This is a genomic window from Sphingobium sp. AP50, from assembly GCF_900109095.1.
Taxonomy (GTDB): Bacteria; Pseudomonadota; Alphaproteobacteria; order Sphingomonadales; family Sphingomonadaceae; genus Sphingobium.
This window is the reverse complement of sequence record NZ_FNYZ01000009.1, coordinates 37078-60960: the sequence shown is the minus strand read 5'-3', so window position 1 is coordinate 60960 and position 23883 is coordinate 37078. Positions and strand designations below refer to the sequence as shown.

Sequence of the window (23883 nt, the reverse complement as noted above, 5' to 3'; positions counted from 1 at the left end):
CACGGTATGTCGATATCAAGCGATCTCCATCGCGCCCATCCACACGCCCAGCGACGCGCGGGCGCGGGCGGTGTAGGCTTCCTTGCGTTGCTTCTTCTTCACATCGTCCAGCGTTGGGAACAGGCCGAAATTGACGTTCATCGGCTGATAGTCGGCGGTCGCCACATTGCCCGTTACATGGCCGAGCAGCGCGCCCAGCGCGGTGTCGGCCGGGGGCGGGGTCAGTTCGCGGCCCAATAGCTCCGCCGCGGCGAAGCGGCCGGCAAGCATGCCGATGGCGCCGCTTTCGACATAGCCTTCGCAGCCCGTCATCTGCCCTGCAAAACGGATATGCGGGGCGCTCTTCAGGCGGAGCGTCGGGTCGAGCAGCTTGGGCGATTGGATGAAGGTGTTGCGGTGCAGCCCGCCCAGCCGCGCAAATTCCGCCTTTTCGAGGCCGGGGATGGTGCGGAACAATTCCACTTGCGCGCCATGCTTCAGCTTCGTCTGGAAGCCGACCATGTTCCACAGCGTGCCCGACGCATTATCCTGCCGCAACTGGACGACGGCATAGGGCCAGCGGCCGGTCTTGGGATTGTCGAGGCCCATCGGCTTCATCGGCCCGTGACGCAGCGTTTCCGGCCCGCGCGATGCCATCACCTCGATCGGCATGCAGCCTTCGAAATAGGGGGTGCTGCTTTCCCATTCCTTGAACTCGGTCTTTTCGCCGTCGAGCAGGCCCTGGACGAAGGCCTGATACTGGTCCTTTTCCATCGGGCAGTTGATATAATCCTTGCCCTCGCCACCGCCGGGGCCGATCTTGTCCCAGCGATTGGCCATCCAGCATTGCTCCATGTCGATGCTGTCATGATGGATGACCGGCGCGATCGCATCGAAGAAGGCGAGATGTTCCATCCCCGCCGCCTGCCCAATGCTTTGCGCCAGCGCGGGCGCGGTCAGCGGGCCGGTGGCGACGATGGTCATGCCTTCGGTCGGCAGCGTATCGATCCGCTCGCGCACGATTTCCACATTGGGATGTTCGGCGAGCGCGCGGGTGACGCCGTCGGAAAAGACATGGCGGTCGACCGCCAGCGCGGAGCCGGCGGGCACCTTGGCGGGTTCCGCCTGCGCCATCAGCAGCGATCCCAGCCGCCGCATTTCCTGATGCAGCAGGCCCACGGCGCTCTTGTCGGCATCGTCGGAGCGGAAGCTGTTGGAGCAGACCAGTTCGGCAAGGCCGTCGGTCTGGTGGGCGGGCGTCATGTCCCCGGTTCCGCGCATTTCGGACAGGCGGACGCGGATGCCGGCCTGCGCCAGTTGCCATGCCGCCTCCGTCCCCGCCATGCCGCCGCCGATGATATGAACCTGATGATTAGACACGCGCTTCGCCTTAACTTCGCATTTGTCCCGTGGAATCGGGAATTTCCGGTCGCCAGTGGGACATATTGTTGCGGGAGGCAAGGAGTATAGCGGAGCAGGGCGGGGTAGGACAGGGCGGCAGCAGGATAGGGGGGCAGGCGACCCCCGCCGGTCTAGCGACAGGCGGGGTTGTTCGCCAAAGGCATAGCGAAGAAGCTGATCGTCGCCGGCGCGAGGGTGACGTCGCCGGCCGCCTGCAAAACGCCGTGCATGCGCGGCAGTTGATCCTTCTTTCCCAGCGTCAGAAGTGCGCCGTTCAAGCGCAGGCTGGCGGACGCAGCGTCGGGGGCGGACAGGGTGTAGCGCCTGGCCGCCAGCGGCAAGCGCAGGCTGGACGGCGCGTTCGGACTGTTGTTGATCGCCAGCAATGTCACGCCGCCTTTGGTTCCTGGCTGGCAATGCGCATAGAGATGCAATCCTTCCCTTGAAGCAATGCCGGCGTCCAGCACGGTGGAGCCCATCAGTCGATGCCACAATAAGGCCGCCCAATAATTGGCTTTGGGGGCAAGATCGACGGGGTCGAGCAGCGCATAGTTGCTGGCCGCAAGCGTGTTGTGGATGGCGACCTGCACACCCGAACGGGCCAGCCGGCCAAGCTGGTCGAGATAGCGGAAGCTGTCCGGGAATGTCCCTCCCCATGGATTGCCGCCGCACGCGGCATCGGCGCCCTCCGTCAGCCAGAGCGGCTTGTTCGGCGCGAAGCGATCGCGCAGTCCGGCGTAGAAGTCGCGGGTCAAGCTGGTGCGTCCGAGCCATTCTTCGGACAGGGCATCCTCGATCCGGGTCTGGGGGAAATGGGCGGAGGCGCATCTGATCGAGGCGGCGCCATAATGATGATAGGAAAAGGCGTCGATCCCCGGACCCGCCGCAGCCAGCAGCGCTTCGCTGGCGATCGAGCCGGGAATACCGGACGGCATCGCCCATGGCGCACGGGTCTCAGTGGCGGAACCCGGTCCCAAAACGAGGATGCCCGGCGCTTCGCGCGTTATGAACTGACGGAATATGCGAAAATCTCGGCCATAGGCGGCCGCGTCATAGCCCTTAGGCGCACCGCTGATGCCCGCGATCGACGGCTCGTTCATAAATTCGGCGGCGGCGATGTCGCCGCCGATCGATCGGGTATAGGCCAACCAGCGACGGGCCTGATCGTCCGTCCACTTCCCTTCCGCGTCACGCACGCCCGGACTGATGGCGAAGGATGTTATGATCCGCGCATCGACCGCCCGCGCGAAATCGACGACGCCGCGCCATTGGGCACGGGTCAGGATATTTTTGAAGCCCGTTGGCGGTTGGGCGGGCGGGGTGTCGCTATCTGCAAAATAGATGCTGTTGGCCCAAGTGCCGCTGACCCGCAGATAGGCGGGGCCAAGCGCTTTGGCGAGTGTGCGCAGTCGCGCATTTCCCAGATCGATTGGCGGGCGATATTGATAGGCGGCGGGATCTATACCGCCATGGCCCTGGGATTGGGGCAGGGGCTTGCCGTCATAGGGTTTCCAGAATTCGCCCCCGACCACTTCGAGCATTTCGACATTATAGGATTGAAAGCGGGGATCGATGGTCCCGATGCGCGTGAGGCCGGCCGGATTGAGCGGAGCCGATGTCGTTACGGGCTGGGCGGCCAGCGGACAGGAAAGAGCAAGTGCGGTCGTCGCCATGGCCATCGTTGCGCGCCGGATCATTCATCCCTCTCCTCAATCTCTTAGGTCAGGGATGTCGCGAGAGACACCGATCTGGTCAAATATCGATTTAACGGCAGTCCATAGGCGGAGCCTATGGACTGCCGCGCTCGCTAGGCGGCAGCGAGAGACTCGGTCTCATAATAAGCGCCCTCGTCCAAAATCCCCTCACGCATGGCGACGATCACACCGACCATTACCTGTCCCGCGACGCCGTCTTATCCTCTATCCCAATGTCCGGTTGCCGCCCTGTTCGGCCGCAGCAAGCGCGCTGGACCGGGCCATTTCCAATATGGCTTCCGGCTCTTCGCCCCGGCTCGTCACGATGCCCGCCGATGCCGTGACGGTGCCGATCCATTCGCCGGTCCCTCTCAGTCGCAGGCGGCGCGCCGCAAAGGCGGTCAAGGCTTCGTCTGCCTGTATGCGGGCGGCCATGGCCGAGGCATCGGTGACGACGATCAGAAATTCATTCCCGTTCCAGCGGATCAAATCCTCGTTGGGGAATTCCTGTCGCAAGGTCGCGGCGAAGGCATTGAGCACATTATCGCCCACATCCCGTCCAAATCTGGCATTGATGCTGACCAGATCGTCAATGATGAACATGATCAGGACATAGCTGTGTCCCTCTTTCAAAAGGGGTTCGAGGATGCGCCAGGCACCCGTCTGGTTCAGCGCCTTGGTCAGTTCATCCTGACCGAGATCGGCGCGGGGCTGGCTGGGCAGGTTGACGGCATTGCGCAACGCCACGAATTCGTCGCGCAGGTCGGCGAGTTCACGCTCTGCCGCGGACAGGCGTGTGACGAGATTGTCCGTATTGATCAGGGAGCGGTCGGGCTGGTTCACGATCTCGCCGACATCGCGACCAAGCGCTTCGGTAAGATCATGCGCGTCGGACGTCAATGTCCCCAGTTCCTGGGCCTGGCGTGCGACGGTGCGTTCCCGATGGTCGATCGCAAAGCTGGCATCTTCCGTGCCATGACGCTGCATCAGCATCATCATGGCATTCACCGTCAATCGCAGCCCACCGGATGTCAGGTCATCAATGTCGCGCGCCAATTTGGATGCGGGGGCCATCACATAGCGAAGCGCAACATCGTAATTTTTGACGGATGGATCGAGCCGATGATGTTCCAGAAAATCCAGAGCGCTTCGCGCTTCTTGGTAATAAGACGTCATAATGCCCTTTGCCGATCCCTCTTCTCGTCAAACATGCACATAACGCAGTAGAAAGTAACGGCGTTCCGGGTCAACGTCGTTAGGCATGAATGTGGATCGGGCGACGGTCGGAACCTTATGGTTTCGATCGCCGCCCGAAAGTGGCAGGGTATTTCAAGGGCTTGTGGACGCTGCGCCTATTTTCGGCGGGGATAGGTTCCGGGGGAGCGAAGCGCTTCTAAGCCGTCGCCAACGTCCCCTCGCCATAATAAGCGCTCTCGTCCAATATCCCTTCGCGCTTGGCGACGATCACGCCGACCAGCACTTGTCCCGCGACGTTGACCGCCGTGCGGCCCATGTCGAGGATGGGGTCTATGGCGAGCAGCAGTCCGGCGCCTTCCAGTGGCAGGCCGAGGGTCGAGAGGGTCAGCGTCAGCATCACGATCGCGCCGGTCAGGCCGGCGGTGGCGGCCGATCCGATGACCGAGACGAAGACGATCAGCGCATAGTCGATGAAATGGAGCGGGATGCCGTAGAAGCCCGCGACGAAGATCGCCGCCAGCGCGGGATAGATGGAGGCGCAGCCGTCCATCTTGGTGGTGGAGGCCAGCGGGATGGCGAAGGCGGCATAACCCTTGTCGACGCCAAGGCGCTCGGTCACGGCTTCGGTGACCGGCAGGGTGCCGACCGACGAGCGCGAGACGAAGGCGAGCTGGATGGCAGGCCACGCCTTGGCGAAGAAGGGGCCGGGCTTGAGGCCATTGGCGATCAGCAATGTCGGGTAGACGACCAGCAGCACCAGCGCGAGGCCGAGATAGATGGCGGCGGTGAAGGTGCCGAGTTGCGCCAGCGCGCTCCAGCCATAGGTGGCGACGGCGGTGCCGATCAGCGCGGCCGAACCGATAGGCGTCAGGCGGATGACCCAGCCTAAAATGGCGCGCACGACCGCGAGCAGCGAGCGGACGAAGGCGAGAAAGGCATCAGCCTTTTCCCCGACCTTGAGTGTGGCGAGGCCGACGGCGATCGAAATGACCAGCAATTGCAGTATGTTGAAGGACAGGGTGGTGGTGGCCGATCCGTCCGTGATCTTCGTGCCGGCCGACAGAGCCAGGCTGTTGCCGGGGACCAGGCCTTTGAGGAAATCAAGCCAGCCGCCGACCGAATCCGGCTGGGTGGGGGCCAGTGCCGCGCTACTGAGGCCGATGCCCGGCTGGACGATGACGCCGATGGAGATGCCGATGGCGACCGCGATCAGGGCGGTGATGGCGAACCAGAGGAGGGTTTGCCCGGCGAGGCGCGCGGCATTGTCCAGCGCGCGCAGATTGGCGATCGACGCGACGATGGCGGCGAAGACGAGCGGCGGCACGATCGCCTTCAGCAGGGAGACGAAGATCGACCCCGTGGTCTTGAGCGCGGTCGCCAGCCAGTTGAGATCGCCATCCGGACCCGTGCCGATCTGACGTGCGACGAGGCCGAGCACCAGCCCCACGGCCATGCCGACCAGAACCTGAAATCCGAAACTGCGATAATGGAGGGCCATCTGTCTTTCCTCTGGGCGAATGGCTGCCATATCGGATGTCTGCGGTCCGATTGCGCGCAAGCAATTCTTTAATGGACGAAGGGATCGCCTTTGATCGTCATTGCGAGCGCAGCGAAGCAATCCAGTGATGCGCCGTGGATTGCTTCGCTGCGCTCGCAATGACGAATGACGGGTCACGCTTTTCGCGCGGATAAGGTGGCCCTCTTTCCGCGGGACAGGGCCAAACGCATTGGCCCGGTCGATCCGCTATGCCACAGATACGGTATCGGTCCATCAAGGAGTGCAAATATATGGTGATGCGGGGCGTGTTTCTGGGGGCTGTTTTGCTGGCCGTGCCGCAGGGGGCTTTTGCGGCGGCCGATGCGGGCGCGGCCAAGGATATATTGATGCGCTCCATCGCGGTGAAGACGGTGCAGGGTGAAGGCAATGTGCCCAAATTGGCGGCCTATTATGCGTCGGTGCTGAAGGCGGCCGGCTTTGCCGACGCGGATATCGTGATCACGCCGATGGGCGAGACGGCGACGCTGGCGGCGACAATCCGGGGGAGCGACCCGAAGCTCAAGCCCATGGCGCTGATCGGCCATATGGATGTGGTGGCGGCAAACCGGGCGGACTGGACCCGCGATCCCTTCGTGCCGGTGGAAGAAAATGGCTATATTTTCGGGCGCGGGTCGGAGGATAATAAATATGACGTCGCGATGATGGTCGCGACCATGGCGCAGTTGAAGAAGGAAGGGTGGAAGCCGCGCCGCACCACCATATTGCTGCTGTCGGGCGATGAGGAAACCGACATGGTGACGACCAAGGCGCTGTCGCAGCAATATAAGGATCTGGAATTGCTTCTGAATGGCGATGGCGGCGGCGGGTTGCTGAATGATGAGGGCAAGCCGGTGCTGTATCAGTTGCAGGCGGGCGAGAAGAGCTATGCCGATTATGAATTCGCCTTCACCGATGCGGGTGGCCATTCGAGCGCACCGACGCCGGGCAATCCGATCTATCGCATGGCGAAGGCGATCGACGCGATTGCGGCGTATCAGTTTCCGCCGATGCGCAATGAACTGACGAAGGCGTCGCTGGCGCTGTCGGCCGACCGGATCGGCGGCGAGGTGGGGCAGGCGATGCGGCGCTATGCGGAGACAGGCGATGCGGATGCGGCGGAACTGCTGTCGAGCCGGCCGGAATTTATCGGGCAGGTGCGCACCACCTGCGTCGCGACGATGGTGCAGGCGGGGCATGCGCTGAATGCTTTGCCGCAAAGTGCTAAGGTGGACGTCAATTGCCGCATCTTCCCTGGCGTGACGATCGATCAGGTGAAGGCGCAACTGGTGAAGGTGGTGAATGATCCCAGCGCCACGGTGAAGACGCTGGGCGATCCGCTGGCCAGCGATGCATCGCCGTTGCGGGCAGACGTGATGAAGGCGGTGAAGGACGCCGTCACCGCGCGCGCGCCGGGGGTGACGGTGATGCCGGGCATGTCGGCCGGCGCGACCGACAGCCTCTATTTCCGGGCTTTGGGCGTGCCGAGCTATGGCGTGTCCAGCCTGTTCATGAAGGCGGAGGACGGCTTTGCCCATGGCTTGAACGAGCGGGTGCCGGTGGCGGGCATCGCGGAATCGCTGGAGCAGTGGGACCGGGTGGTCCGGGCGCTGGCGAAGTAGATCTTATCTTCAAAATCTCGTCATCCCCGCGAAAGCGGGGACCCATCTCCCGAAAGTCGATCTTGACGGGAAGGTCAGGAGATGGGTTCCCGCTTTCGCGGGAATGACGGTAGTTTTTGGGGCCGGGATTTAACCCCGCACCGCGATCCCGTTGGCGGCCGACAGCACGGCCTTGACCGATGCGGTCGCGACGTCGCTGTCGGTGCCGACGCCGAAGACAGTGCGGCCGTCGGGCGTGCGGCATTCGACATAGGCGGCGGCATTCACGTCGCTGCCTGCGCCGATCGCATGTTCGCTATAGTCGGCGATTTCCAGCGCCACGCCCAGTTCGTCGCGCAGGGCGGCCAGCACCGAGGAGAGCAGGCCGTTGCCGCGCCCGGAAATGCTCCGTTCGCCGCCTTCATAGCCGATCTTGCCAGTGAAGATGCGGTCGCCCGCCGCGCCGCTTTCATGATAGTCGATCAGCGCATAGGGCTGCTCACCGGTCTGGTGATAATGGTCGTCGAAGGCGGCCGAAATGTCGGCGGCGTTGAGTTCGCGGCTGGAGCCGTCGGCCAGTGCCTGCACCACCTTCGAGAAGTCGGCCTGCATCTTCTTGGGCAGCTTATAGCCCTTGTCCTGTTGCAGCACCCAGGCGACGCCGCCCTTGCCCGATTGCGAATTGACGCGGATCACCGCTTCATAGTCGCGGCCCAGATCCTTGGGATCGATCGGCAGATAGGGGACGTTCCAGATCAGGTCGTTGCGCGCTTCCTGCGCGGCAAAGCCCTTCTTGATCGCGTCCTGATGACTGCCGGAGAAGGCGGTGAACACCAGTTCGCCGGCATAGGGATGGCGCGGATGGACCGGCAACTGGTTGCAATATTCGACCGTCTGGATGACTTCGTCGATATCGCTGAAGTCCAGGCCGGGATTGATGCCCTGCGTGTACATATTCAGCGCGACCGTCACCAGATCGCAATTGCCGGTGCGTTCGCCATTGCCGAACAGGCAGCCTTCGACGCGGTCGGCGCCGGCCATGATGCCCAGTTCGGCAGCGGCGACGCCGGTGCCACGGTCATTATGGGTGTGCAGCGAGATCACCACGCTGTCGCGCTTGCTGATATTGCGGCAAATCCATTCGATCTGGTCGGCATAGATATTGGCCGTCGCGCACTCGACGGTGGCGGGCAGGTTCAGGATCAGCGGACGTTCGGGCGTCGGCTGGAGAATGTCGATCACTGCCTCACAGCATTCCAGACTGAAATCCAGCTCGGCGGTCGAGAAGGTTTCGGGCGAATATTCGAAATGCCAGTCGGTGTCGGGCTGGGCCGCAGCATGATCGCGTAGCAGCTTGGCGGCGTTGACGGCGATCTGCTTGATCTCCGGCCGTTCCATCTGGAACACGATATTGCGCCATGCGGGCGAAATGGCGTTGTAGACATGGACGATCGCCTGTTTCGCGCCGCGCAGGCTTTCGAAGGTGGTGGCGATCAGGTCGGCGCGGGCCTGCGTCAGCACCTGCGGCATGACGTCGTCTGGGATCGCGCCGGTCTTGACCAGACCGGAGATGAAGTCGAATTCGGTCGCGCCGGCGCTGGGGAAGCCGACTTCGATTTCCTTGACGCCGACCTTGAGCAGCAGGTCGAAGAAGCGGCGCTTCTTTTCCGCGTTCATCGGGTCGATCAGCGACTGGTTGCCGTCGCGCATGTCGGTCGACAGCCAGCGAGGGGCCTTCGTGATGACGTTGGAGGGCCATTGGCGATTGGGCAGATCGATCTGCGGGAAAGCGCGATATTTCTGCGAGGGATCGGTCAGCATCATGGGATCAAACTACTTCCTGCAACGGGGCGCTATTGCGCGCTCCCGGTGTACGACTTGACTGTTCTGGATGCCCTTAGGCGGATCAACGCTGCCCTTAGCCGGAAGGCAGCACAAAAGCCACGCCTAAGGGCGTGTAAGTCGTAGCAGGGTAAGAAGGCTGACGCGCTGCATGATGTTGCCCCCATAAACGCGCGGAGGGGTGGCCGTAAAGCCGTTTCTTTCGTAGCGTCGATCAGGAGCGATGGAAAATTGCGTCGATGCTGAGGTCGACCTTGTCGGAAACGAAGGGACGGCCAAAGCCCATGCCGAACTGGCTGCGCTCGATCGACAGCGTGCCGGTGAAATGCAGGACCGACAGGCCGGGTGCTTCGTCCGGGGTAACGCCGGCCAGACGGACGGACAGGGTGACGGGGCGGGTCTGCCCATGCATGGTGAGTTCGCCGGCAATGGCTGTGGGCGTATCGGGCGTCGCCAGTGGCGCGTCCTGCGCGGAAAAGCGGATGGTCGGGAATTTCGTGCCGTCGAAGAAGCTGTCGCCTTTCAGCATGGCGTCGGTCGAAGCGTCGCCGGTGGTCAGTTTGTCGACCGGGAACTGAATGTCGATGCTGGCGCGGTCAGGATGTTCTGGGGTGATCACCACCGCACCTTCCGGCGCGACGAAATCGCCGTCATAGCTGCCGACCAGCGCCTTCACATGAAAATGGACCCGCGTCGCGGCACTATCGACCAGATAATGGCCGGGGGCATAGAGCGACGCAGGCGCCTGCGCAGGCCGCTGTTCAGGCCCCGATACCGGCCTGTGTTCAGGCCCTTGGGCCGATGCCGCCGGCACAAGCATCCCCACGCTCAAAAGCAGGAGAAGCCGTGCCGGACGGCGCATGATGCTTACTTCTGGAAGCCGGCGATGATCTTCAGTTCGACGGTGTCGCCCACGACGGGGACATAGCCGCCCATGCCGAATTCGCTGCGCTTGATCGAACCGGTCGCGACGAAGCCGACATTTTCCTTCTTGTTCATCGGATTGGCGCCAGCGCCGTAAAATTCGGCGTCCAGCGTTACCGGCTTGGTCACGCCCTTGATCGTCAGATTGCCGGTGATGGTGGCGCTGGTGCCTTCAGCCTTGACGGCGGTCGACACGAAGGTTGCGGTCGGGAATTTGGCGCCATCGAAGAAGTCGGGCTTCAACAGATGTTCGTCGAGCGCGGGGATGCCGGTCTTGAGGCCCGCGATCGGCAGTTCGATGCTGACCTTCGACGCGGAAAGATTGGCCTTGTCCAGCGTCAGCGTGCCGGTCGGCTGGGCGAAGATGCCCATATTGTTGGTGAAGCCCATATGGTCATAGGCGAACAACACCTGCGTATGGCCGCCGTCGACGGTGTAGGTGCCGCCCGTGACCTTGGCGACATCCTTGGTGCCCGGCGCAGAGGCGGGGGCCTGTGCGATGACGACGGTGCCGCCGGCGATAGCGATCAGGGCGGCGGCGGGGATCAGAAACTTACGCATGAAAAAAGGACTCCACAAACGCTCAAGGGATGCGGTGAGAATAAGCCGCGCGCTCGACAAGCGCCATAGCCGTAACCGGAAACGGATCGTTCCCCGTAACGAACCGGTTTTATGGGATTTCCGTCTGGAAATCGATGCGTCCGGACGGTCTGGCGGGCGTGCTGCCACTGGTATCGCTTGCCCGATGGCGCACATTTCTCCATGGGACATTATGACAATTCAAAGACCCTCCCCAAATCAGGCGGCCACGAACCAGCCAGCGACGGGCAAGCTGGACCGCATCCAGCAGAACTGGCTGGCGGCCAGCGAACGACGCCTGCTCAACTGGCTGTGCGCCCGCATGCCGGCCTGGGTCACGCCCGATGTGCTGACCAGCACCGGCATGGTCGGCGCGCTGATGATCTTTGTGGGCTATGTCGCCAGCAATATCGGGCCGGCCTGGCTGCTGCTGTCGATCATGGGCTATGTGGTGCAGTGGTTCGGGGACTCGATGGACGGCAGTCTGGCGCGCTTCCGCCATGTCGAGCGGCCATCCTATGGCTATTTCATCGATCATAGCTGCGATGGGCTGGCCACTCTGCTGATTTTGGCAGGCATCGGCCTCAGCCCGTTCGTGACGATGGACGTCGCGCTGATCACGCTGGCGGGCTATCTGCTGCTGTCGATCCACGCCTATCTGTCGGCGCGGGTCATCGGCGAGTTCAAGCTGTCTTATCTGTCAGCGGGGCCGACCGAATTGCGGCTGGTGCTGATCGCGCTGACGGTGATGATGATGGTGCTGGGTACGGGGCCGGGGTTGTTCGGCCTATGGTCAGGCTTCGACATTTTTGTGGGCGGCGTGGGCGCGATCCTGATCGTGCTGTTCGTGTTGCAGACGCTGGTGACGGGGCAGCGGCTGGCGCGGAAGGATAGCGGGCGGTCCTGACTAACGCCCCCCCGTTCGTCCTGAGTAGCTATTGAGTGAAGTCGAAATGGCGTATCGAAGGACAGGCGCTTCGATGCGGGTCTTCGACAAGCTCAGCCCCTACTCAGCACGAACGGATATTTTCAAGGACGCTATGCCCAAATAAAAAGGGGCGCCCCGCGGTTGCGGGCGCCCCTTTTTTCTGTCCTGTCCCCTTCCCTTTGCAGGGAAGGGGAGGCCGGATCAGTTCTTGTCCTTGTCCACCAGCGCGTTGGCGCTGATCCAGGGCATCATGGCGCGCAGCTTGGAACCGGTCTCCTCGATCGGGTGACGCTGAGCGGCGATGCGGCTGGCCTTCAGCTCCGGCTGGCCGGCGCGGTTGTCGAGCACGAAGTCCTTGACGAAGCGGCCCGACTGGATGTCGGCCAGAACGCGCTTCATTTCCTTCTTGGTTTCTTCGGTGATGATGCGCGGGCCGGTCTTGATATCGCCATATTCGGCGGTGTTCGAGATCGAGTAGCGCATGTTGGCGATGCCGCCTTCATACATCAGGTCGACGATCAGCTTCAGTTCGTGGAGGCATTCGAAATAGGCCATTTCCGGCGCGTAGCCGGCTTCGACCAGGGTTTCGAAACCGGCCTGCACCAGCGCGGTGGCGCCGCCGCACAGAACGGCCTGCTCACCGAACAGGTCGGTTTCGCATTCTTCACGGAAGTTGGTTTCGATAATGCCGCTGCGGCCGCCGCCAACGCCCGAAGCATAGGACAGGGCGATGTCGTGGGCGTTGCCGGTGGCGTCCTGATGGATCGCGATCAGGCAGGGCACGCCGCCGCCGCGCTGATATTCGCCGCGCACGGTGTGACCGGGGCCCTTGGGCGCGATCATGATGACGTCCACGTCCTTGCGCGGTTCGATCAGGCCGAAATGGACGTTCAGGCCATGGGCGAAGGCGAGCGCGGCGCCGGGGCGCAGATTTTCGTGCACGTCGGAAGCGTAGATGGCAGCCTGATGCTCATCGGGTGCCAGGATCATGAACACGTCGGCCCAGGCGGCGGCTTCGGCGTTGGGCAGAACCTTGAAGCCAGCGCCTTCGGCCTTCTTGGCGGAGGGCGAACCGGCGCGCAGGGCGATGCACACTTCGGCGACGCCGGAATCACGCAGGTTCTGCGCATGGGCATGACCCTGCGAGCCATAGCCCAATATGGCGACCTTCTTGCCCTTGATCAGGCCGATGTCCGCGTCGCGATCGTAATAAACCTTCATTGTCTGTCTTCCCTTTTCATATCCTGACCCTCTCCCTTGAGGGAGAGGATACGAAGACTTGGGCCGACAGGCCCTCGTCGAAGTTGGTGAGGGGGAACCACCGGGCGTTGGCGCTTGCGTCGCCCTCACCCTCCCACCGCTGCGCGGCGGGCCCCTCCCTCTCCCGGTGGGAGAGGGGTCAAATCCTCAGTTCGCTTCCTTGCCCCGGATCAGGCCGACGACGCCGGTGCGGCCGACTTCGACCAGGCCGATCTGACGCATCAGGCCGACGAAATTGTCGACCTTTTCCGTCGTGCCGGTGATTTCGAAGATGAAGCTTTCGATCGTGGTGTCGACCACCTTGGCACGGAACACGTCGGCCAGACGCAGCGCCTCGATCCGGTCTTCACCCACGCCCGCAACCTTGACCAGCGCCAGTTCGCGCTCGACGAAGGGGCCGTTTTCGGTGAGGTCCGTCACCTTGTGCACGGGCACCAGCCGGTCGAGCTGGGCGATGATCTGGTCGATCACCTTGGGCGGGCCGTTGGTGACGATGGTGATGCGGCTGACGCCATGATCGGCCGTGATGTCCGCCACGGTCAGGCTGTCGATATTATAGCCGCGCGCGGTGAACAGGCCCGCGATGCGCGCCAATATGCCCGCTTCGTTGGAAACGGTCAGCGACAGGACGTGTCGCTGGCTCAATTCTTCCTGGATATGCATCAGATTGCCCCATTATCCTGGTCTTCGTGTCCCTCATCCGAAGGACGCTGCGAAATCATTGCGGCGAAGGCATATTGCCAGCCATCATCCTGTCGGTGGGCGAGGCGGACCGGAAAGCCCGCCACGGCATCGAACATGCGGGTCAGATGTTCGCCCACATAACGGGGGCCGACCAGCATGGTGCCGATATGCCGATCGTTAAAGTCGAACCCCTCGTCCAGATGCACTTCCCATTCCTCATTGTCCGGGTCGGCATGATCGGTGGTCCAGCCGGTAAGTTCGGCCGTGCCCGCGATCCTTTCGAAATCCCAGGGCTCCGTCACATGGATGCGGAGCATCAGATGCTGCGTCACACCAGCGCCTTCGCCTCGTCGGTCATGCTGCCCTTTACCTGGCTGGGATCGAGCAGCATTTCGGTGTGCGCCGCGCCCGACGGGATCATCGGGAAGCAGTTGGACAGCTTCGCCACGCGGCAGTCCACGATCACCGGGCCGTCGGTTTCCAGCATCTGGCGGATGCCAGCCTCCAGTTCCTGCGGCCCTTCGATGCGGATGCCGGTCCAGCCATAAGCTTCGCCCAGCTTCACGAAGTCGGGCAGGCTGTCCGAATAGCTGTTGGAGTAACGGCTTTCATAGGTCAGTTCCTGCCACTGGCGGACCATGCCCATATATTCATTGTTCAGGATGAAGATCTTGACCGGCAGGCGATATTGGCTGGCGGTGCCCAGTTCCTGAATGTTCATCTGGATCGAGGCGTCGCCCGCGATGCAGATGGTGATGCTGTCGGGATTGCCCATCTGCGCGCCGATGGCGGCCGGAAAGCCATAGCCCATCGTGCCAAGGCCGCCGGAGGTCAGCCATTTGTTGGGCGCATCGAAACCGAAATGCTGGGCCGCCCACATCTGATGCTGGCCGACTTCGGTGGTGATGATGACATCCTTGCCGGTCGCCTTGGTCGCGGCATAGAGGTCCGCGATCGCGCGCTGGGGCATGATCTCCGTGCCACCTTCGGCATAGTCGAGCGACTTTTTCGCGCGCCAGCCGGCGATGCGCGCCCACCATTCGGTCAGGTCGACCTTTTGATGGTTACGCTGTTTCCACAGGGCGATCATGTCGTCCAGCGCGCTGGCGATGTCGGCGACCACGGGAACGTCGACATCGACGATCTTGTTGATCGAGCTGCGGTCGATGTCGATATGGATCTTCTTGCTGTTAGGCGCGAAGGCATCGAGGCGACCGGTGACGCGATCGTCGAAACGGGCGCCGATGCACAGGATCAGGTCCGCCTGATTCATCGCCCAATTGGCTTCATAGGTGCCATGCATGCCCAGCATGCCGACCCACTGGTCGGACGATGCCGGGAAAGCGCCCAGACCCATCAGGGTCGAGGTGACGGGCGCGCCGGTCAGCGCGGCCAGTTCACGCAACAGTGCCGACGCCTGCGGGCCGGAGTTGATGACGCCGCCGCCAGTGTAGAGGATCGGGCGTTCGGCCGCGGCCAGCATCTCGACCGCCGCGTCGATCGCCGACGCATCGGCCTTCGTCTGCGGGTGATAGCTGGCGTGAACCTTCAGTTCCGGCTTCGCATAGGGCGCGGTTGCGATCTGGACATTTTTGGGAATGTCGACGACGACCGGGCCGGGGCGGCCGGTGGTGGCGATATGGAAAGCCTCATGCACGACCTCGGCCAGCTTGCCGGGCGTCTTCACCAGATAATTATGCTTGGTGCAGTGGCGCGTGATGCCGACCGTGTCCGCTTCCTGGAAGGCGTCGGTGCCGATCAGTTGGGTGGGAACCTGACCGGTGATGACGACCATGGGGATCGAATCGAGCAGCGCGTCGGTGATGCCGGTGACGGCATTGGTCGCGCCGGGGCCGGACGTGACCAGAACGACGCCGGGCTTGCCGGTCGAACGGGCATAGCCCTCCGCCATGTGGGTCGCGCCCTGTTCGTGGCGGACTAGCACATGCTTGATCGTGGGATGGTTATAGAGGGCGTCATAAATGGGTAGCACCGCGCCACCCGGATAACCGAACACGACTTCGACGCCCAGATCGACCAGGCATTGAACCAAAATGTCCGCGCCGCTCTTTTCGGCCACGATATGCTCCTTCGTTGATGCAAGTCCGCTGATGTGGGGGCGTGCTTTGCGCCCAACCGCTATCATTGGCAAGGCGACTGCCTCTAGTGGACAGAAAATGACCGGTCAACCCCTAGTGTTGTAATTTAATTACCAATTCAGAGATAATTTTATCATCTATTTCGCGATCTTCGCGCGGCCAGCCCGGTGGGGGCTGGTTGGTGAACCAGGTATATTGCCTTTTGGCATATTGGCGGGTGGCGAGACTCCCTTTCGCGATGCAACTGTCCATGTCGCTGTCACCTTTCAGATAGGCCGCGATTTCGGGCACGCCGATCGCCCGCATCACCGGCAGGTCGGGATTGAGATGGCGGGGGAGGAGGGCGGCGACTTCCTCAATCGCGCCGCCTTCCATCATCTGGACGAAGCGCCGGTCGCACCGCTCGATCAGCCAGTCGCGCGGCGGGCGCAGGATCATCGGGGCAAGGCTGATCTGACCGCCGATGCCGCCTTTCTTATGGGCCTGCCATGCCTTGAGTGGTTTGCCGGTCGAGCGAACTACCTCCAGCGCGCGGGCGACGCGGGTGGTGTCGGCCGGGGCGAGGCGGGCGGCGGCTTCCGGGTCTTCGCGGGACAGGGCTTCATGCGCTTCCGACACGGGCATGGCGCGCACGGTTGCGCGGATATTGGCGTCGATTTCCGGCACCGGGGCGATGCCGTCCAGCAGGGTGCGGATATAGAGGCCGGTACCGCCGACCAGAACGGGCAGCTTTCCCGACGCATGGGCGGCGGCGATTTCCGCTTTTGCCTCTGCCGCCCAGCGGGGGGCGGTGCAGGCTTCCGCGCCGTCGATATGGCCGAACAGGCGGTGGGGGACGTCGCCCATTTCCTCCGCCGAAGGGCGGGCGGACAGGATCGCCAAGTCGGCATAGACCTGGCTGGCGTCGGCATTGATGACGATGCCGTCGGTGGCTTTGGCGAGGGCAATGGCCAGCGCGCTCTTGCCGCTGGCGGTCGGCCCGGCAATAAGCGCGACCCGTGGGCGGGATTCGCCTGTTTCTGGTTCGGAGTTTGACATGTTCGTCGCGACCTTAGTGGCAAGTGGCTCGATCGGGCAGGGGGATATTGTGCAGGGAGTCGATCGGCTGCGCGATGCCGGATGCCAGCCGGGCGATGTCCTATGGCTGGACGAGGGCAAGGCGGCGGATATTTTCTTCGCGGTCGATCCTGTCGCTGCCCGCGCGGCGCTGACTGGCATCGGTGACAAGGTGGACGTGATCGTCCAGTCGGTCGCGGGGCGCGAGAAGAAGCTGCTGATCGCGGACATGGATTCGACCATGATCACCGTCGAGTGCATCGATGAACTGGCCGACTATGCCGGGATCAAGCCGCAGATCGCCGAGATTACCGAGCGGGCGATGCGCGGGGAACTGGATTTCGAGGGTGCGCTGCATGGGCGTGTGGCTTTGCTGAAGGGCTTGCCCGACAGCGCGATCGACCAGTGCCGGCAGGAGCGGGTTGTCATCATGGGCGGGGCCAAGGCGCTGGTGCAAACGATGAAGGCGCGGGGCGCGACGACATTGCTGGTGTCGGGTGGCTTCACCCGCTTCACCGGGCCGGTGGCCGAAGAAATCGGCTTCGACGCCAATGTCGCCAATGTGCTGGAGATTGCCGACGGCGCGCTGCTGGGTACCGTCACCACGCCGATCGTGGATGCGGCGCGCAAGCGGACCGAACTGGAAGCGGCGATCGCGGGCGGCATCGACCGGGCGCTGACCATGGCGGTGGGCGATGGCGCCAATGATATTCCGATGATCCAGGGCGCGGGGCTGGGCGTCGCCTATCATGCCAAGCCCAAGACCCGTGAGGCCGCCGCCGCCGAGATCGTGCATGGCGATCTGTCGGTGCTGCTCTATGCGCAGGGTATTCCATCGGCGCAGTGGGTGAGCGAATAACGGGCTGGCGCTGATCGGCAACGCTTCATCGTCATTTCGATCGGGTAATGGATTTTATTGCGCCCCTGAACGTTAGCGTCGAGCCGCAAGGGTCGCGGTGAAAGGTCTAACGGCGCAGGGCGGCTTCGGCTGCCCCAGCGTACAGGGAGTATTTATGCACTTCAAATATCTGGCTTTGGCCGCTGGCGGGCTATTGGCGCTGAGCGCCTGCTCCAAGAATGAAGCCCCGGTCACGACCGCGCCGCCGGTCGGCCCCGGCGCCATCGCCGGCACCGTCGCCGCCGACCGGGATGGCGATGGCTATGTCGACGGCTATTATACCGCCGATGGCATTTATCATGCGGTTCAGGGTCCGCCCTGCCCGCCGCCTCCGCCGCCGGCCGCGCCGCGCCGGGGAGAACGCGGCTGATCCACACAGCATTTCGGGCGCGGTACTATCGCCGCGCCCTTTCGCTTCTGCCCTGCCTGCTGATCGCTTCGGCGCTACCTTCCCCTGTGCTGGCGCAGCCCGCTGCCATGCAGGCCGCGAAATCCAGTGTGGCCGGGGAAATCCGGTCGCAGGTGGGGGGCAAATATAAGGATTTCTATGCCCCGCGCGGCTATTGGCCGCTGTGGGTTGATAAGGACCGGATCGGTCCGCAGGCCGATGCGCTGCTGGCGATCATCGAGGATAGCGATGCTGATGGGCTGAACCCGCGCAGCTATAATGCGCGCGACTTGCGGCAGATGATCGAGGCGGCGGATGCCAGCGGCGATCCCAAGCTGCTGGCACGGGCCGATCTGGCGCTGTCGCGCAGTTTCGCCACGCTGGTTTCGGACATGCGCCGCCCTGCGAAGGGCCTGAAGATGCGCTTCCTCGACAAGGAGGTGGAGCCGGGGGATGCCAGTCCGTCCGAGATATTGCGGGCGGCGGCGATCACGCCATCGCTGACGGACTATATCCAGACGGCAGGGTGGATGAGCCCGCTCTATATGCGGCTGCGCAGCGCGCGGGCGACCTATTTCAGGACATGGGGCGATCTGCCCGCCGTGCCGGTGCCCGAAGGCGTGAAGATGCGGCCGGGTGGCAAGAGCGATGCCATCGGCGCGCTGCGCCACCGGTTGGGGCTGTCGGCCGGGGCGAGCTATGACAAGGCGCTGGTCGCCAAGGTGAAGGCATTCCAGACCGACCATGGGCTGAAGCCCGATGGCGTGGCGGGCGCGATGACGATCGCGGCGATCAATGAAGGGCCACGGCGCTATGACCGGCTGCTGTCGCTCAATCTGGAGCGGGCGCGGTTGCTGCCCGGTCCGTGGACCCGGCATGTGGTGGTGGATGCGGCGTCGGCGCGGCTCTTCTACTATAGCAAGGGTGCGATGGACGGCACGATGAAGGTCGTGGCCGGGACGAAGGAGACGCAGACGCCGCTGATGGCGGGCATGATCCGCTATGCGACGCTGAACCCCTATTGGAATATTCCGCCCGATCTGGTCGAGAATAAGGTGGCGCCGAAAATCCTGAACGGCGGGACGCTGAAGGGGCTGCGCTATGAGGCGCTGGCCGACTGGAGCGCGAACCCCGCGCCGCTGGCGCAAAGCGCGGTCGACTGGAATGCGGTCGCGGCGGGCCGGCAGGAGGTGCGGGTGCGCCAGTTGCCGGGCGGCAATAATGCGATGGGGAAGGTGAAGTTCATGTTCCCCAACGATCTTGGCATCTATCTGCACGATACGCCGCAGCGGGATCTGTTCGCCAAGGCGGACCGGCATTTCAGCAATGGCTGCGTACGGCTGGAGGACGCGCAGCGGCTGGGGCGCTGGTTCTTTGGCGAAGCGATCGGCGCGGACGGGGACAAGCCTGAGCAGCACAGGCCCTTGCCGCAGCCGGTGCCAGTATATCTGACCTATCTGACCGCGGTCCCGACCGCGCAGGGGGTGCAGTTTTTGCCGGATGTTTATGGGCGGGATGGGGAGTGAATGGCCCAATTCCTCATACGTCATGCTAAACAAGTTCAGGGTGACGTTGCTTGTTCTTCGGGAGCTCAGTGGACCCCCGCCAGCATCCACAGGGCCATCGCCACCATCATCAGATTTTCGGTGAGGGACACGAAGCCCAGCGGGACATTGCTGTTGCCGCCGACGCAGGCGCATTTGAGGTCGCGTTTTTCCAGATAGACCGCTTTGAACACCGACACCGCGCCGATGCCGCCGATGAACAGCGCGACCGGGATCGACAGCCAGTCGAGCGCTCGCGTTAGCATCAGCAGGCCCGCGCCCAGTTCCAGAAAGGGATAGGCCTGACCATAAGGCGGCAGGCGGCGGGCGAGCAGGTCGTAATTGAGGAACATCGTCGCGAACCGGTCGACATCCTGCAATTTCAGCATGGCGAGCAGCATCATGGCGATCGCGACGAAGCGCTCCAGCGTGACGAAGCTGATGAGCGGCAGGAAGGTCAGCCAGTTGACCGCCAGCGCCAGCAGCGCCGCCACCGCGAACACCGCCAGCACCGGGACATAGCTGGTTGCCTTCGGGTCTTTCACCTTCAGGCCCAGATAGCGGCGCAGATCGTCATGGCCGCCGATCCGCTGGTCATTGATGAAGATTTGCGGCGTGGTCTTCACATCATGCTGCGCCTTGAAAGCGTCGGTTTCCGCGCGGGTGGTGAGCCAGTGATCGTCGATGCTATAGCCGCGGCGCTTGAGCAGCCAGCGGGCCTTGACCCCATAAGGACAAATGTGGCCGGGCATTACCATGCGGTAGAGGCTGGCGCTTTTATGGGCGGGGCTGGTCATCGCTTGTCCTTGGTCATCGGTCGGATGACGACTATATAGGGTCCGTACCATGGTACGGAGTCAAGGCATGAGCATGACGATTTCCGCGCTGGCCCGCACGGCTGGCGTGAATGTGGAGACGGTGCGCTATTATCAGCGGCGCGGATTGCTGGACATGCCGGAGCGCGGCGAGGGGATACGCCGCTATGCCGATGGGGATGTGCGGCGGCTGGGCTTCATCCGATCGGCGCAGGGTGCTGGCTTCACGCTGGAGCAGATTGGCGAGCTGTTGCAACTGGACGCCGGGCAGGACCGGGCGCGGGCGCGCGAACTGGCAGCGGAGCGGATCGCGGCGCTGGACCTGAAGATCGCGGAATTGCAGGCGGCGCGCGGGGCGCTGGAACGGCTGGCGCGGCAATGTCATGCGCGCGAGGAAGGGCCATGCCCGATCATCGCGGCGTTCGAGAGATAGGATTTGCGGCGCTTAACTTCGCATATTTCCCGTGGATTTCGACATTTTGTTGCGCAGGGGCGATCCTATCGGAAAGTCGAGGTATCGGACGGTGGAAAGAGCCGGGCGGGATTTTAGCGGGGGGATGGGGGTGTAGGATAGGGCGGAGGATGACCTGCGACCCATCAGAAATCAGGTTCGACATGGCCTTGCGCAGCAATATAGTGTTGCCGCCTTAGGGAGGATGGGATGCGCAGGATTATAGGAAAATCTGTCGTTCTGGCTGTTCTTCTTTCTGCTGCGACAGCCAGCGCCAATCCCCCACCTGGGGTCATGGCCTTTGTGCGAGACAAGAAATTGACGCGCTATCGCATAGCGCTGCCAGACCTTAATCGGGATGGTCATCCAGAGGCTTTGGTCTATGCCGTCGCAAGTGCGGATGGTGGCGGGCAGGCGAATTTCTGCGGCAGTGGAGGCTGCCTTTTGTACGTGCTCTCCCTGACTGCGAACGGCTATCGCAAGGTGACGGCTATCACGATCACCCGTCCGCCCATTCGCGTGCTGCCGTCCATGTCGCATGGCTGGCAGGATATTTCCGTGCGGGTTGCCGGCGGGGGGATTAATCCCGGATATGAGGCGCGCCTGCGTTTCAACGGCCGTAGCTATCCGTCCAATCCGAGCATGCCGCCGGCAACGCGGAAAGGCGAGTCGGGCGGTGAGGAGGTTATCAGTGTTGGGCAGGGAGATTGGTGACAATCGGGCAGGAGGCTATCGTTGCTCCGGCCCACCCCGCTGCGACTAACGCACTTCGCGCGTAAGTCTCGCTACCCCTCCCGTTTACGGGAGGGGATTGGTACTTTACCGCTTCTTCTTGGTCGCCTTCTTTTTTGTTGCGGGCTTGGCTGTGGGGCAGGGCCATGCTTTTCGGGTGGCGGCGAAAACCTGGGAGGAGGCGGATTTGGCGCGGTCCCTGGGGTTCTTGCTCATATAGGTGACGGTAGTGCCGCGTAGCTGGCTGATGGTCACGTCGCCGGGGATGCAGCTTTTGAGGCCGACGGCTTCACGCGTCGTGTTGAACGCATCCACCGCGCCGCTGATATAGCCCAGGCACTCATAGGATTTTTCGAAAAATTCCTTGTCGTCCTTCTCCGTGGTGCAGACGGCGTAGAGATCATTGCCGCTGTAGAAGCCGGCATGGGCCGCGGCGGGGAGGAGCAGGGCGGCGGCGAGTGACGCTGCGCGCAGGATGGGGCGGGAGGGCATTTTTGAAGTCTCCATCTTTGTGCGGCCTGCTGCGGCGGGGCTTGGCTCGCCTTCGCGTGAGACCCCAGCGTTCGCTGGGGTGACGGGTGAGTTAAGGGCGCTTATTCCATGCCTGCGACCAACCCGTCGATCGCGCCCTGCAATATGTAGCTGGCGGCGAGTTTGTCGACCAGTTCGTCGCGGCGGGCGCGGCTGGCGTCCGCTTCCAGCAGGGTGCGGGTGACAGCCTGGGTCGACCAGCGTTCGTCCCAGAGCAGCACGGGGCATCCCAGATCGGCGACATTATGGGCGAAGGCGCGGCTCGACTGGCTGCGCGGGCTGTTGGTGCCGTCGAGGTTCAAGGGCAGGCCGATGACGATGCCTTTCACCTGCTGCTGCTCGATGAAGGCGGCGAGGCCGATCTTGTCCTTGCTGAACTTGCCGCGGGTGACGGTGTAGGCAGGGCTGGCGATCGTCCAGTGGGCGTCGCACAGGGCGAGGCCGATCGTCTTGGTGCCGACATCCATGCCGATCAGGCGACCGCCCTGCGGCAAAGCTTCCCGAAAGGCGACGCGATCCGTTGTTACCAATTTCATGGTGTCGCCCTGCCACGTCCCGGCGGGGAAGTCACTTCCCAGCTTCACTTCCTCCTGAAGGCGGCCAGTCGTTTCTGCGCGTCTTCCCGCACATTGCCCCAGAAGAGGCTGTAGTCGTAGACATGGTAGTTGTTGCCCGGCAGCGTGTAGGGGCCCATGTCGACCGGTTCCCCGATCATCAACACGCCGCTGGTGTCACAGCGGGCCGGGACGACGCCGGTGACGAGCTTGGGCGGCTGGCCCTGTTCGCGCGCATCGAGCGTGCCCTTGTTGGCGCTGGCCGCAGCCTTGCCATTGAAGGCGCCGGTGATCGGGTTGGTGCAGAGCATATGCGTGCCCTTGCGCGGCTGGCCGGTATAGCCGGTCTTGCGGCCGAAGCTTTCGATGACGGCAGACGGGTCGGCCGGTTCGGCATAGCTTTGCCAGCTGACGATGCAGTGGGCCTGATCCTGCCCTGCGCAGGCGGGGAGGCCGAGGGCAGGCAGGTCCGCCTCCACCGATACCGGCCAGCCCACGACATAGGCGGCGACGACGCGGTCGGCGACGGGCTTGCCCGCGACCTGTTCGCGCAGCAATTGCAGCAGGTGGCGCGAGCCCTGACTATGGCCGGCGAGGATCAGCGGACCGGTGGGATTGGCTTTCAGGAAGGCGGCAAAGGCCTGCGCCACGTCGCGATAGGCGGCGTCCAGCGCCTGATCCCCGGCGGGCTTGTCGGTCAGGAAGGCGCCATAATTGGCCTGGCGATAGCGCGGCGCCCAGACGGTGCCGGCAGCGTTGAAGGCGCTGGCCTGTCCCATGACGAAGCGGCGGGCGGTGGCGTCCGCATCCTTGTCATCCAGTCGGGCGTTCCAGTGGGAATCGCCGAAGGTGGTGATGTAGCTGGTCGGGTGGATGAAGAAGATGGCAGCCTTGCCGGGCGTTTTTGTTGCGGGGACGCCGGCGGGGGTCCAGAGTGCGACATTATCCTTTTCGATGTCGGGCCGGGCGATCCACATCTTCGCGTCGATATAGGCATCGGCGGGGAGTGGCTGAAGCTGGGTAAAGGGTTCGCGCGGCACCATCACCATGCGGATGAGCTGCATGCCCCAGACGCGATAGACCAGCAGTGCGGCGATCACCAGCACGACAAGGGTCGCGATGACATAGAGGAATTTGCGTGCCACCCACACTCTCCGAGATTGTCGCCCCTGTCTGGCCGATGGAACGCAAG

General features: G+C 63.2%; 23 protein-coding genes. 7 read left to right on the top strand and 16 right to left on the bottom strand.

Going from position 1 to position 23883, the window contains the following annotated elements:
- Positions 1 to 15: 15 nt before the first annotated feature.
- The 4 genes from trmFO to BMY84_RS15430 form a co-directional block, all read right to left on the bottom strand.
- On the bottom strand, positions 16 to 1359 hold the full coding sequence (gene trmFO, locus BMY84_RS15445; protein ID WP_093085036.1) for a methylenetetrahydrofolate--tRNA-(uracil(54)-C(5))-methyltransferase (FADH(2)-oxidizing) TrmFO: 1344 nt from the start codon (positions 1357 to 1359) through the stop codon (positions 16 to 18).
- A gap of 152 nt (positions 1360 to 1511) precedes the next feature.
- Positions 1512 to 3077, bottom strand: coding sequence for a hypothetical protein (locus BMY84_RS15440; RefSeq protein WP_143075057.1), 1566 nt, complete (start codon positions 3075 to 3077; stop codon positions 1512 to 1514).
- A gap of 222 nt (positions 3078 to 3299) precedes the next feature.
- The gene (locus tag BMY84_RS15435; RefSeq protein WP_093085034.1) at positions 3300 to 4250 is read right to left on the bottom strand and encodes a GGDEF domain-containing protein; all 951 of its coding nucleotides are present in this window, start codon (positions 4248 to 4250) and stop codon (positions 3300 to 3302) included.
- A 217-nt stretch (positions 4251 to 4467) separates the two neighbouring features.
- Entirely contained in the window at positions 4468 to 5769 is a 1302-nt protein-coding gene (locus BMY84_RS15430) for a dicarboxylate/amino acid:cation symporter (protein ID WP_093085033.1), read from the bottom strand.
- 290 nt (positions 5770 to 6059) lie between these two features.
- On the opposite strand from BMY84_RS15430, the gene BMY84_RS15425 reads away from it, so the two are divergent.
- Positions 6060 to 7427, top strand: coding sequence for a M20/M25/M40 family metallo-hydrolase (locus tag BMY84_RS15425; protein WP_093085031.1), 1368 nt, complete (start codon positions 6060 to 6062; stop codon positions 7425 to 7427).
- 129 nt (positions 7428 to 7556) lie between these two features.
- On the opposite strand, the gene leuA is transcribed toward BMY84_RS15425, so the two are convergent.
- The 3 genes from leuA to BMY84_RS15410 all read right to left on the bottom strand — a co-directional run bounded on the left by leuA (position 7557) and on the right by BMY84_RS15410 (position 10733).
- A complete protein-coding gene (gene leuA / locus BMY84_RS15420; protein ID WP_093085029.1) occupies positions 7557 to 9230 on the bottom strand; it encodes a 2-isopropylmalate synthase in 1674 nt (557 codons plus the stop codon).
- 232 nt (positions 9231 to 9462) lie between these two features.
- On the bottom strand, positions 9463 to 10110 hold the full coding sequence (locus BMY84_RS15415; RefSeq protein WP_256215268.1) for a YceI family protein: 648 nt from the start codon (positions 10108 to 10110) through the stop codon (positions 9463 to 9465).
- A gap of 5 nt (positions 10111 to 10115) precedes the next feature.
- Positions 10116 to 10733 (bottom strand): YceI family protein, encoded by a 618-nt coding sequence (locus BMY84_RS15410; RefSeq protein WP_093085026.1) that lies wholly within the window; start codon positions 10731 to 10733, stop codon positions 10116 to 10118.
- A 211-nt stretch (positions 10734 to 10944) separates the two neighbouring features.
- Between BMY84_RS15410 and BMY84_RS15405 the strand changes: the two genes are divergently transcribed.
- Positions 10945 to 11658, top strand: a complete 714-nt coding sequence (locus BMY84_RS15405) for a CDP-alcohol phosphatidyltransferase family protein (protein ID WP_093085025.1) — start codon at positions 10945 to 10947, stop codon at positions 11656 to 11658.
- A gap of 222 nt (positions 11659 to 11880) precedes the next feature.
- Here BMY84_RS15405 and ilvC read toward each other — a convergent pair whose 3' ends face one another.
- The 5 genes from ilvC to miaA form a co-directional block, all read right to left on the bottom strand.
- Positions 11881 to 12900: a ketol-acid reductoisomerase gene (gene ilvC / locus BMY84_RS15400; protein ID WP_093085023.1), complete on the bottom strand. Its 1020-nt coding sequence runs from the start codon at positions 12898 to 12900 to the stop codon at positions 11881 to 11883.
- Positions 12901 to 13086: 186 nt separating this feature from the next.
- Entirely contained in the window at positions 13087 to 13602 is a 516-nt protein-coding gene (gene ilvN, locus BMY84_RS15395) for an acetolactate synthase small subunit (protein ID WP_093085022.1), read from the bottom strand.
- On the bottom strand, positions 13602 to 13955 hold the full coding sequence (locus BMY84_RS15390) for a hypothetical protein (protein WP_093085020.1): 354 nt from the start codon (positions 13953 to 13955) through the stop codon (positions 13602 to 13604). Before BMY84_RS15390 ends, ilvN begins: the two co-directional genes overlap by 1 nt.
- A complete protein-coding gene (locus BMY84_RS15385) occupies positions 13952 to 15703 on the bottom strand; it encodes an acetolactate synthase 3 large subunit (RefSeq protein WP_093085019.1) in 1752 nt (583 codons plus the stop codon). Before BMY84_RS15385 ends, BMY84_RS15390 begins: the two co-directional genes overlap by 4 nt.
- A 112-nt stretch (positions 15704 to 15815) precedes the next feature.
- A complete protein-coding gene (miaA, locus tag BMY84_RS15380) occupies positions 15816 to 16760 on the bottom strand; it encodes a tRNA (adenosine(37)-N6)-dimethylallyltransferase MiaA (protein ID WP_093085017.1) in 945 nt (314 codons plus the stop codon).
- On the opposite strand from miaA, the gene serB reads away from it, so the two are divergent.
- From serB to BMY84_RS15365, 3 genes are all read left to right on the top strand, one after another.
- Complete coding sequence (gene serB, locus BMY84_RS15375; RefSeq protein WP_093085016.1) at positions 16759 to 17637, top strand: phosphoserine phosphatase SerB; 879 nt, start codon at positions 16759 to 16761, stop codon at positions 17635 to 17637. The genes miaA and serB overlap by 2 nt on opposite strands.
- A gap of 154 nt (positions 17638 to 17791) precedes the next feature.
- Positions 17792 to 18046 (top strand): hypothetical protein, encoded by a 255-nt coding sequence (locus BMY84_RS15370; protein WP_093085014.1) that lies wholly within the window; start codon positions 17792 to 17794, stop codon positions 18044 to 18046.
- A 107-nt stretch (positions 18047 to 18153) separates the two neighbouring features.
- Positions 18154 to 19590, top strand: coding sequence for a L,D-transpeptidase family protein (locus BMY84_RS15365; RefSeq protein WP_093085013.1), 1437 nt, complete (start codon positions 18154 to 18156; stop codon positions 19588 to 19590).
- Between the two features lie 65 nt (positions 19591 to 19655).
- Here BMY84_RS15365 and BMY84_RS15360 read toward each other — a convergent pair whose 3' ends face one another.
- Positions 19656 to 20405 carry a MauE/DoxX family redox-associated membrane protein gene (locus tag BMY84_RS15360; protein ID WP_093085011.1) on the bottom strand — a complete coding sequence of 250 codons (750 nt, stop codon included), beginning with the start codon at positions 20403 to 20405 and terminating at the stop codon, positions 19656 to 19658.
- 67 nt (positions 20406 to 20472) lie between these two features.
- Between BMY84_RS15360 and BMY84_RS15355 the strand changes: the two genes are divergently transcribed.
- Both BMY84_RS15355 and BMY84_RS15350 read left to right on the top strand, forming a co-directional pair.
- Positions 20473 to 20856 carry a MerR family transcriptional regulator gene (locus tag BMY84_RS15355; protein WP_093085010.1) on the top strand — a complete coding sequence of 128 codons (384 nt, stop codon included), beginning with the start codon at positions 20473 to 20475 and terminating at the stop codon, positions 20854 to 20856.
- Positions 20857 to 21084: 228 nt separating this feature from the next.
- The gene (locus BMY84_RS15350) at positions 21085 to 21588 is read left to right on the top strand and encodes a hypothetical protein (protein WP_143075056.1); all 504 of its coding nucleotides are present in this window, start codon (positions 21085 to 21087) and stop codon (positions 21586 to 21588) included.
- 105 nt (positions 21589 to 21693) lie between these two features.
- Here BMY84_RS15350 and BMY84_RS15345 read toward each other — a convergent pair whose 3' ends face one another.
- The 3 genes from BMY84_RS15345 to BMY84_RS15335 all read right to left on the bottom strand — a co-directional run bounded on the left by BMY84_RS15345 (position 21694) and on the right by BMY84_RS15335 (position 23836).
- Positions 21694 to 22098: a Rap1a/Tai family immunity protein gene (locus tag BMY84_RS15345; protein ID WP_093085007.1), complete on the bottom strand. Its 405-nt coding sequence runs from the start codon at positions 22096 to 22098 to the stop codon at positions 21694 to 21696.
- Positions 22099 to 22199: 101 nt separating this feature from the next.
- Positions 22200 to 22673, bottom strand: coding sequence for a Holliday junction resolvase RuvX (ruvX, locus tag BMY84_RS15340; protein ID WP_093085207.1), 474 nt, complete (start codon positions 22671 to 22673; stop codon positions 22200 to 22202).
- Between the two features lie 44 nt (positions 22674 to 22717).
- Positions 22718 to 23836 carry a DUF3089 domain-containing protein gene (locus BMY84_RS15335; RefSeq protein ID WP_093085005.1) on the bottom strand — a complete coding sequence of 373 codons (1119 nt, stop codon included), beginning with the start codon at positions 23834 to 23836 and terminating at the stop codon, positions 22718 to 22720.
- Positions 23837 to 23883: the final 47 nt, after the last annotated feature.

Bases quoted from the DNA above. Each gene is read 5' to 3' on its own strand.
- BMY84_RS15440 (WP_143075057.1), bottom strand. From the start codon at position 3,077: ATGATCCGGCGCGCAACGATGGCCATGGCGACGACCGCACTTGCTCTT.
- BMY84_RS15435 (WP_093085034.1), bottom strand. From the start codon at position 4,250: ATGACGTCTTATTACCAAGAAGCGCGAAGCGCTCTGGATTTTCTGGAA.
- BMY84_RS15430 (WP_093085033.1), bottom strand. From the start codon at position 5,769: ATGGCCCTCCATTATCGCAGTTTCGGATTTCAGGTTCTGGTCGGCATG.
- BMY84_RS15425 (WP_093085031.1), top strand. From the start codon at position 6,060: ATGGTGATGCGGGGCGTGTTTCTGGGGGCTGTTTTGCTGGCCGTGCCG.
- leuA (WP_093085029.1), bottom strand. From the start codon at position 9,230: ATGATGCTGACCGATCCCTCGCAGAAATATCGCGCTTTCCCGCAGATC.
- BMY84_RS15415 (WP_256215268.1), bottom strand. From the start codon at position 10,110: ATGCGCCGTCCGGCACGGCTTCTCCTGCTTTTGAGCGTGGGGATGCTT.
- BMY84_RS15410 (WP_093085026.1), bottom strand. From the start codon at position 10,733: ATGCGTAAGTTTCTGATCCCCGCCGCCGCCCTGATCGCTATCGCCGGC.
- BMY84_RS15405 (WP_093085025.1), top strand. From the start codon at position 10,945: ATGACAATTCAAAGACCCTCCCCAAATCAGGCGGCCACGAACCAGCCA.
- ilvC (WP_093085023.1), bottom strand. From the start codon at position 12,900: ATGAAGGTTTATTACGATCGCGACGCGGACATCGGCCTGATCAAGGGC.
- ilvN (WP_093085022.1), bottom strand. From the start codon at position 13,602: ATGCATATCCAGGAAGAATTGAGCCAGCGACACGTCCTGTCGCTGACC.
- serB (WP_093085016.1), top strand. From the start codon at position 16,759: ATGTTCGTCGCGACCTTAGTGGCAAGTGGCTCGATCGGGCAGGGGGAT.
- miaA (WP_093085017.1), bottom strand. From the start codon at position 16,760: ATGTCAAACTCCGAACCAGAAACAGGCGAATCCCGCCCACGGGTCGCG.
- BMY84_RS15370 (WP_093085014.1), top strand. From the start codon at position 17,792: ATGCACTTCAAATATCTGGCTTTGGCCGCTGGCGGGCTATTGGCGCTG.
- BMY84_RS15365 (WP_093085013.1), top strand. From the start codon at position 18,154: ATGCAGGCCGCGAAATCCAGTGTGGCCGGGGAAATCCGGTCGCAGGTG.
- BMY84_RS15360 (WP_093085011.1), bottom strand. From the start codon at position 20,405: ATGACCAGCCCCGCCCATAAAAGCGCCAGCCTCTACCGCATGGTAATG.
- BMY84_RS15355 (WP_093085010.1), top strand. From the start codon at position 20,473: ATGAGCATGACGATTTCCGCGCTGGCCCGCACGGCTGGCGTGAATGTG.
- BMY84_RS15350 (WP_143075056.1), top strand. From the start codon at position 21,085: ATGCGCAGGATTATAGGAAAATCTGTCGTTCTGGCTGTTCTTCTTTCT.
- BMY84_RS15345 (WP_093085007.1), bottom strand. From the start codon at position 22,098: ATGCCCTCCCGCCCCATCCTGCGCGCAGCGTCACTCGCCGCCGCCCTG.
- ruvX (WP_093085207.1), bottom strand. From the start codon at position 22,673: ATGAAATTGGTAACAACGGATCGCGTCGCCTTTCGGGAAGCTTTGCCG.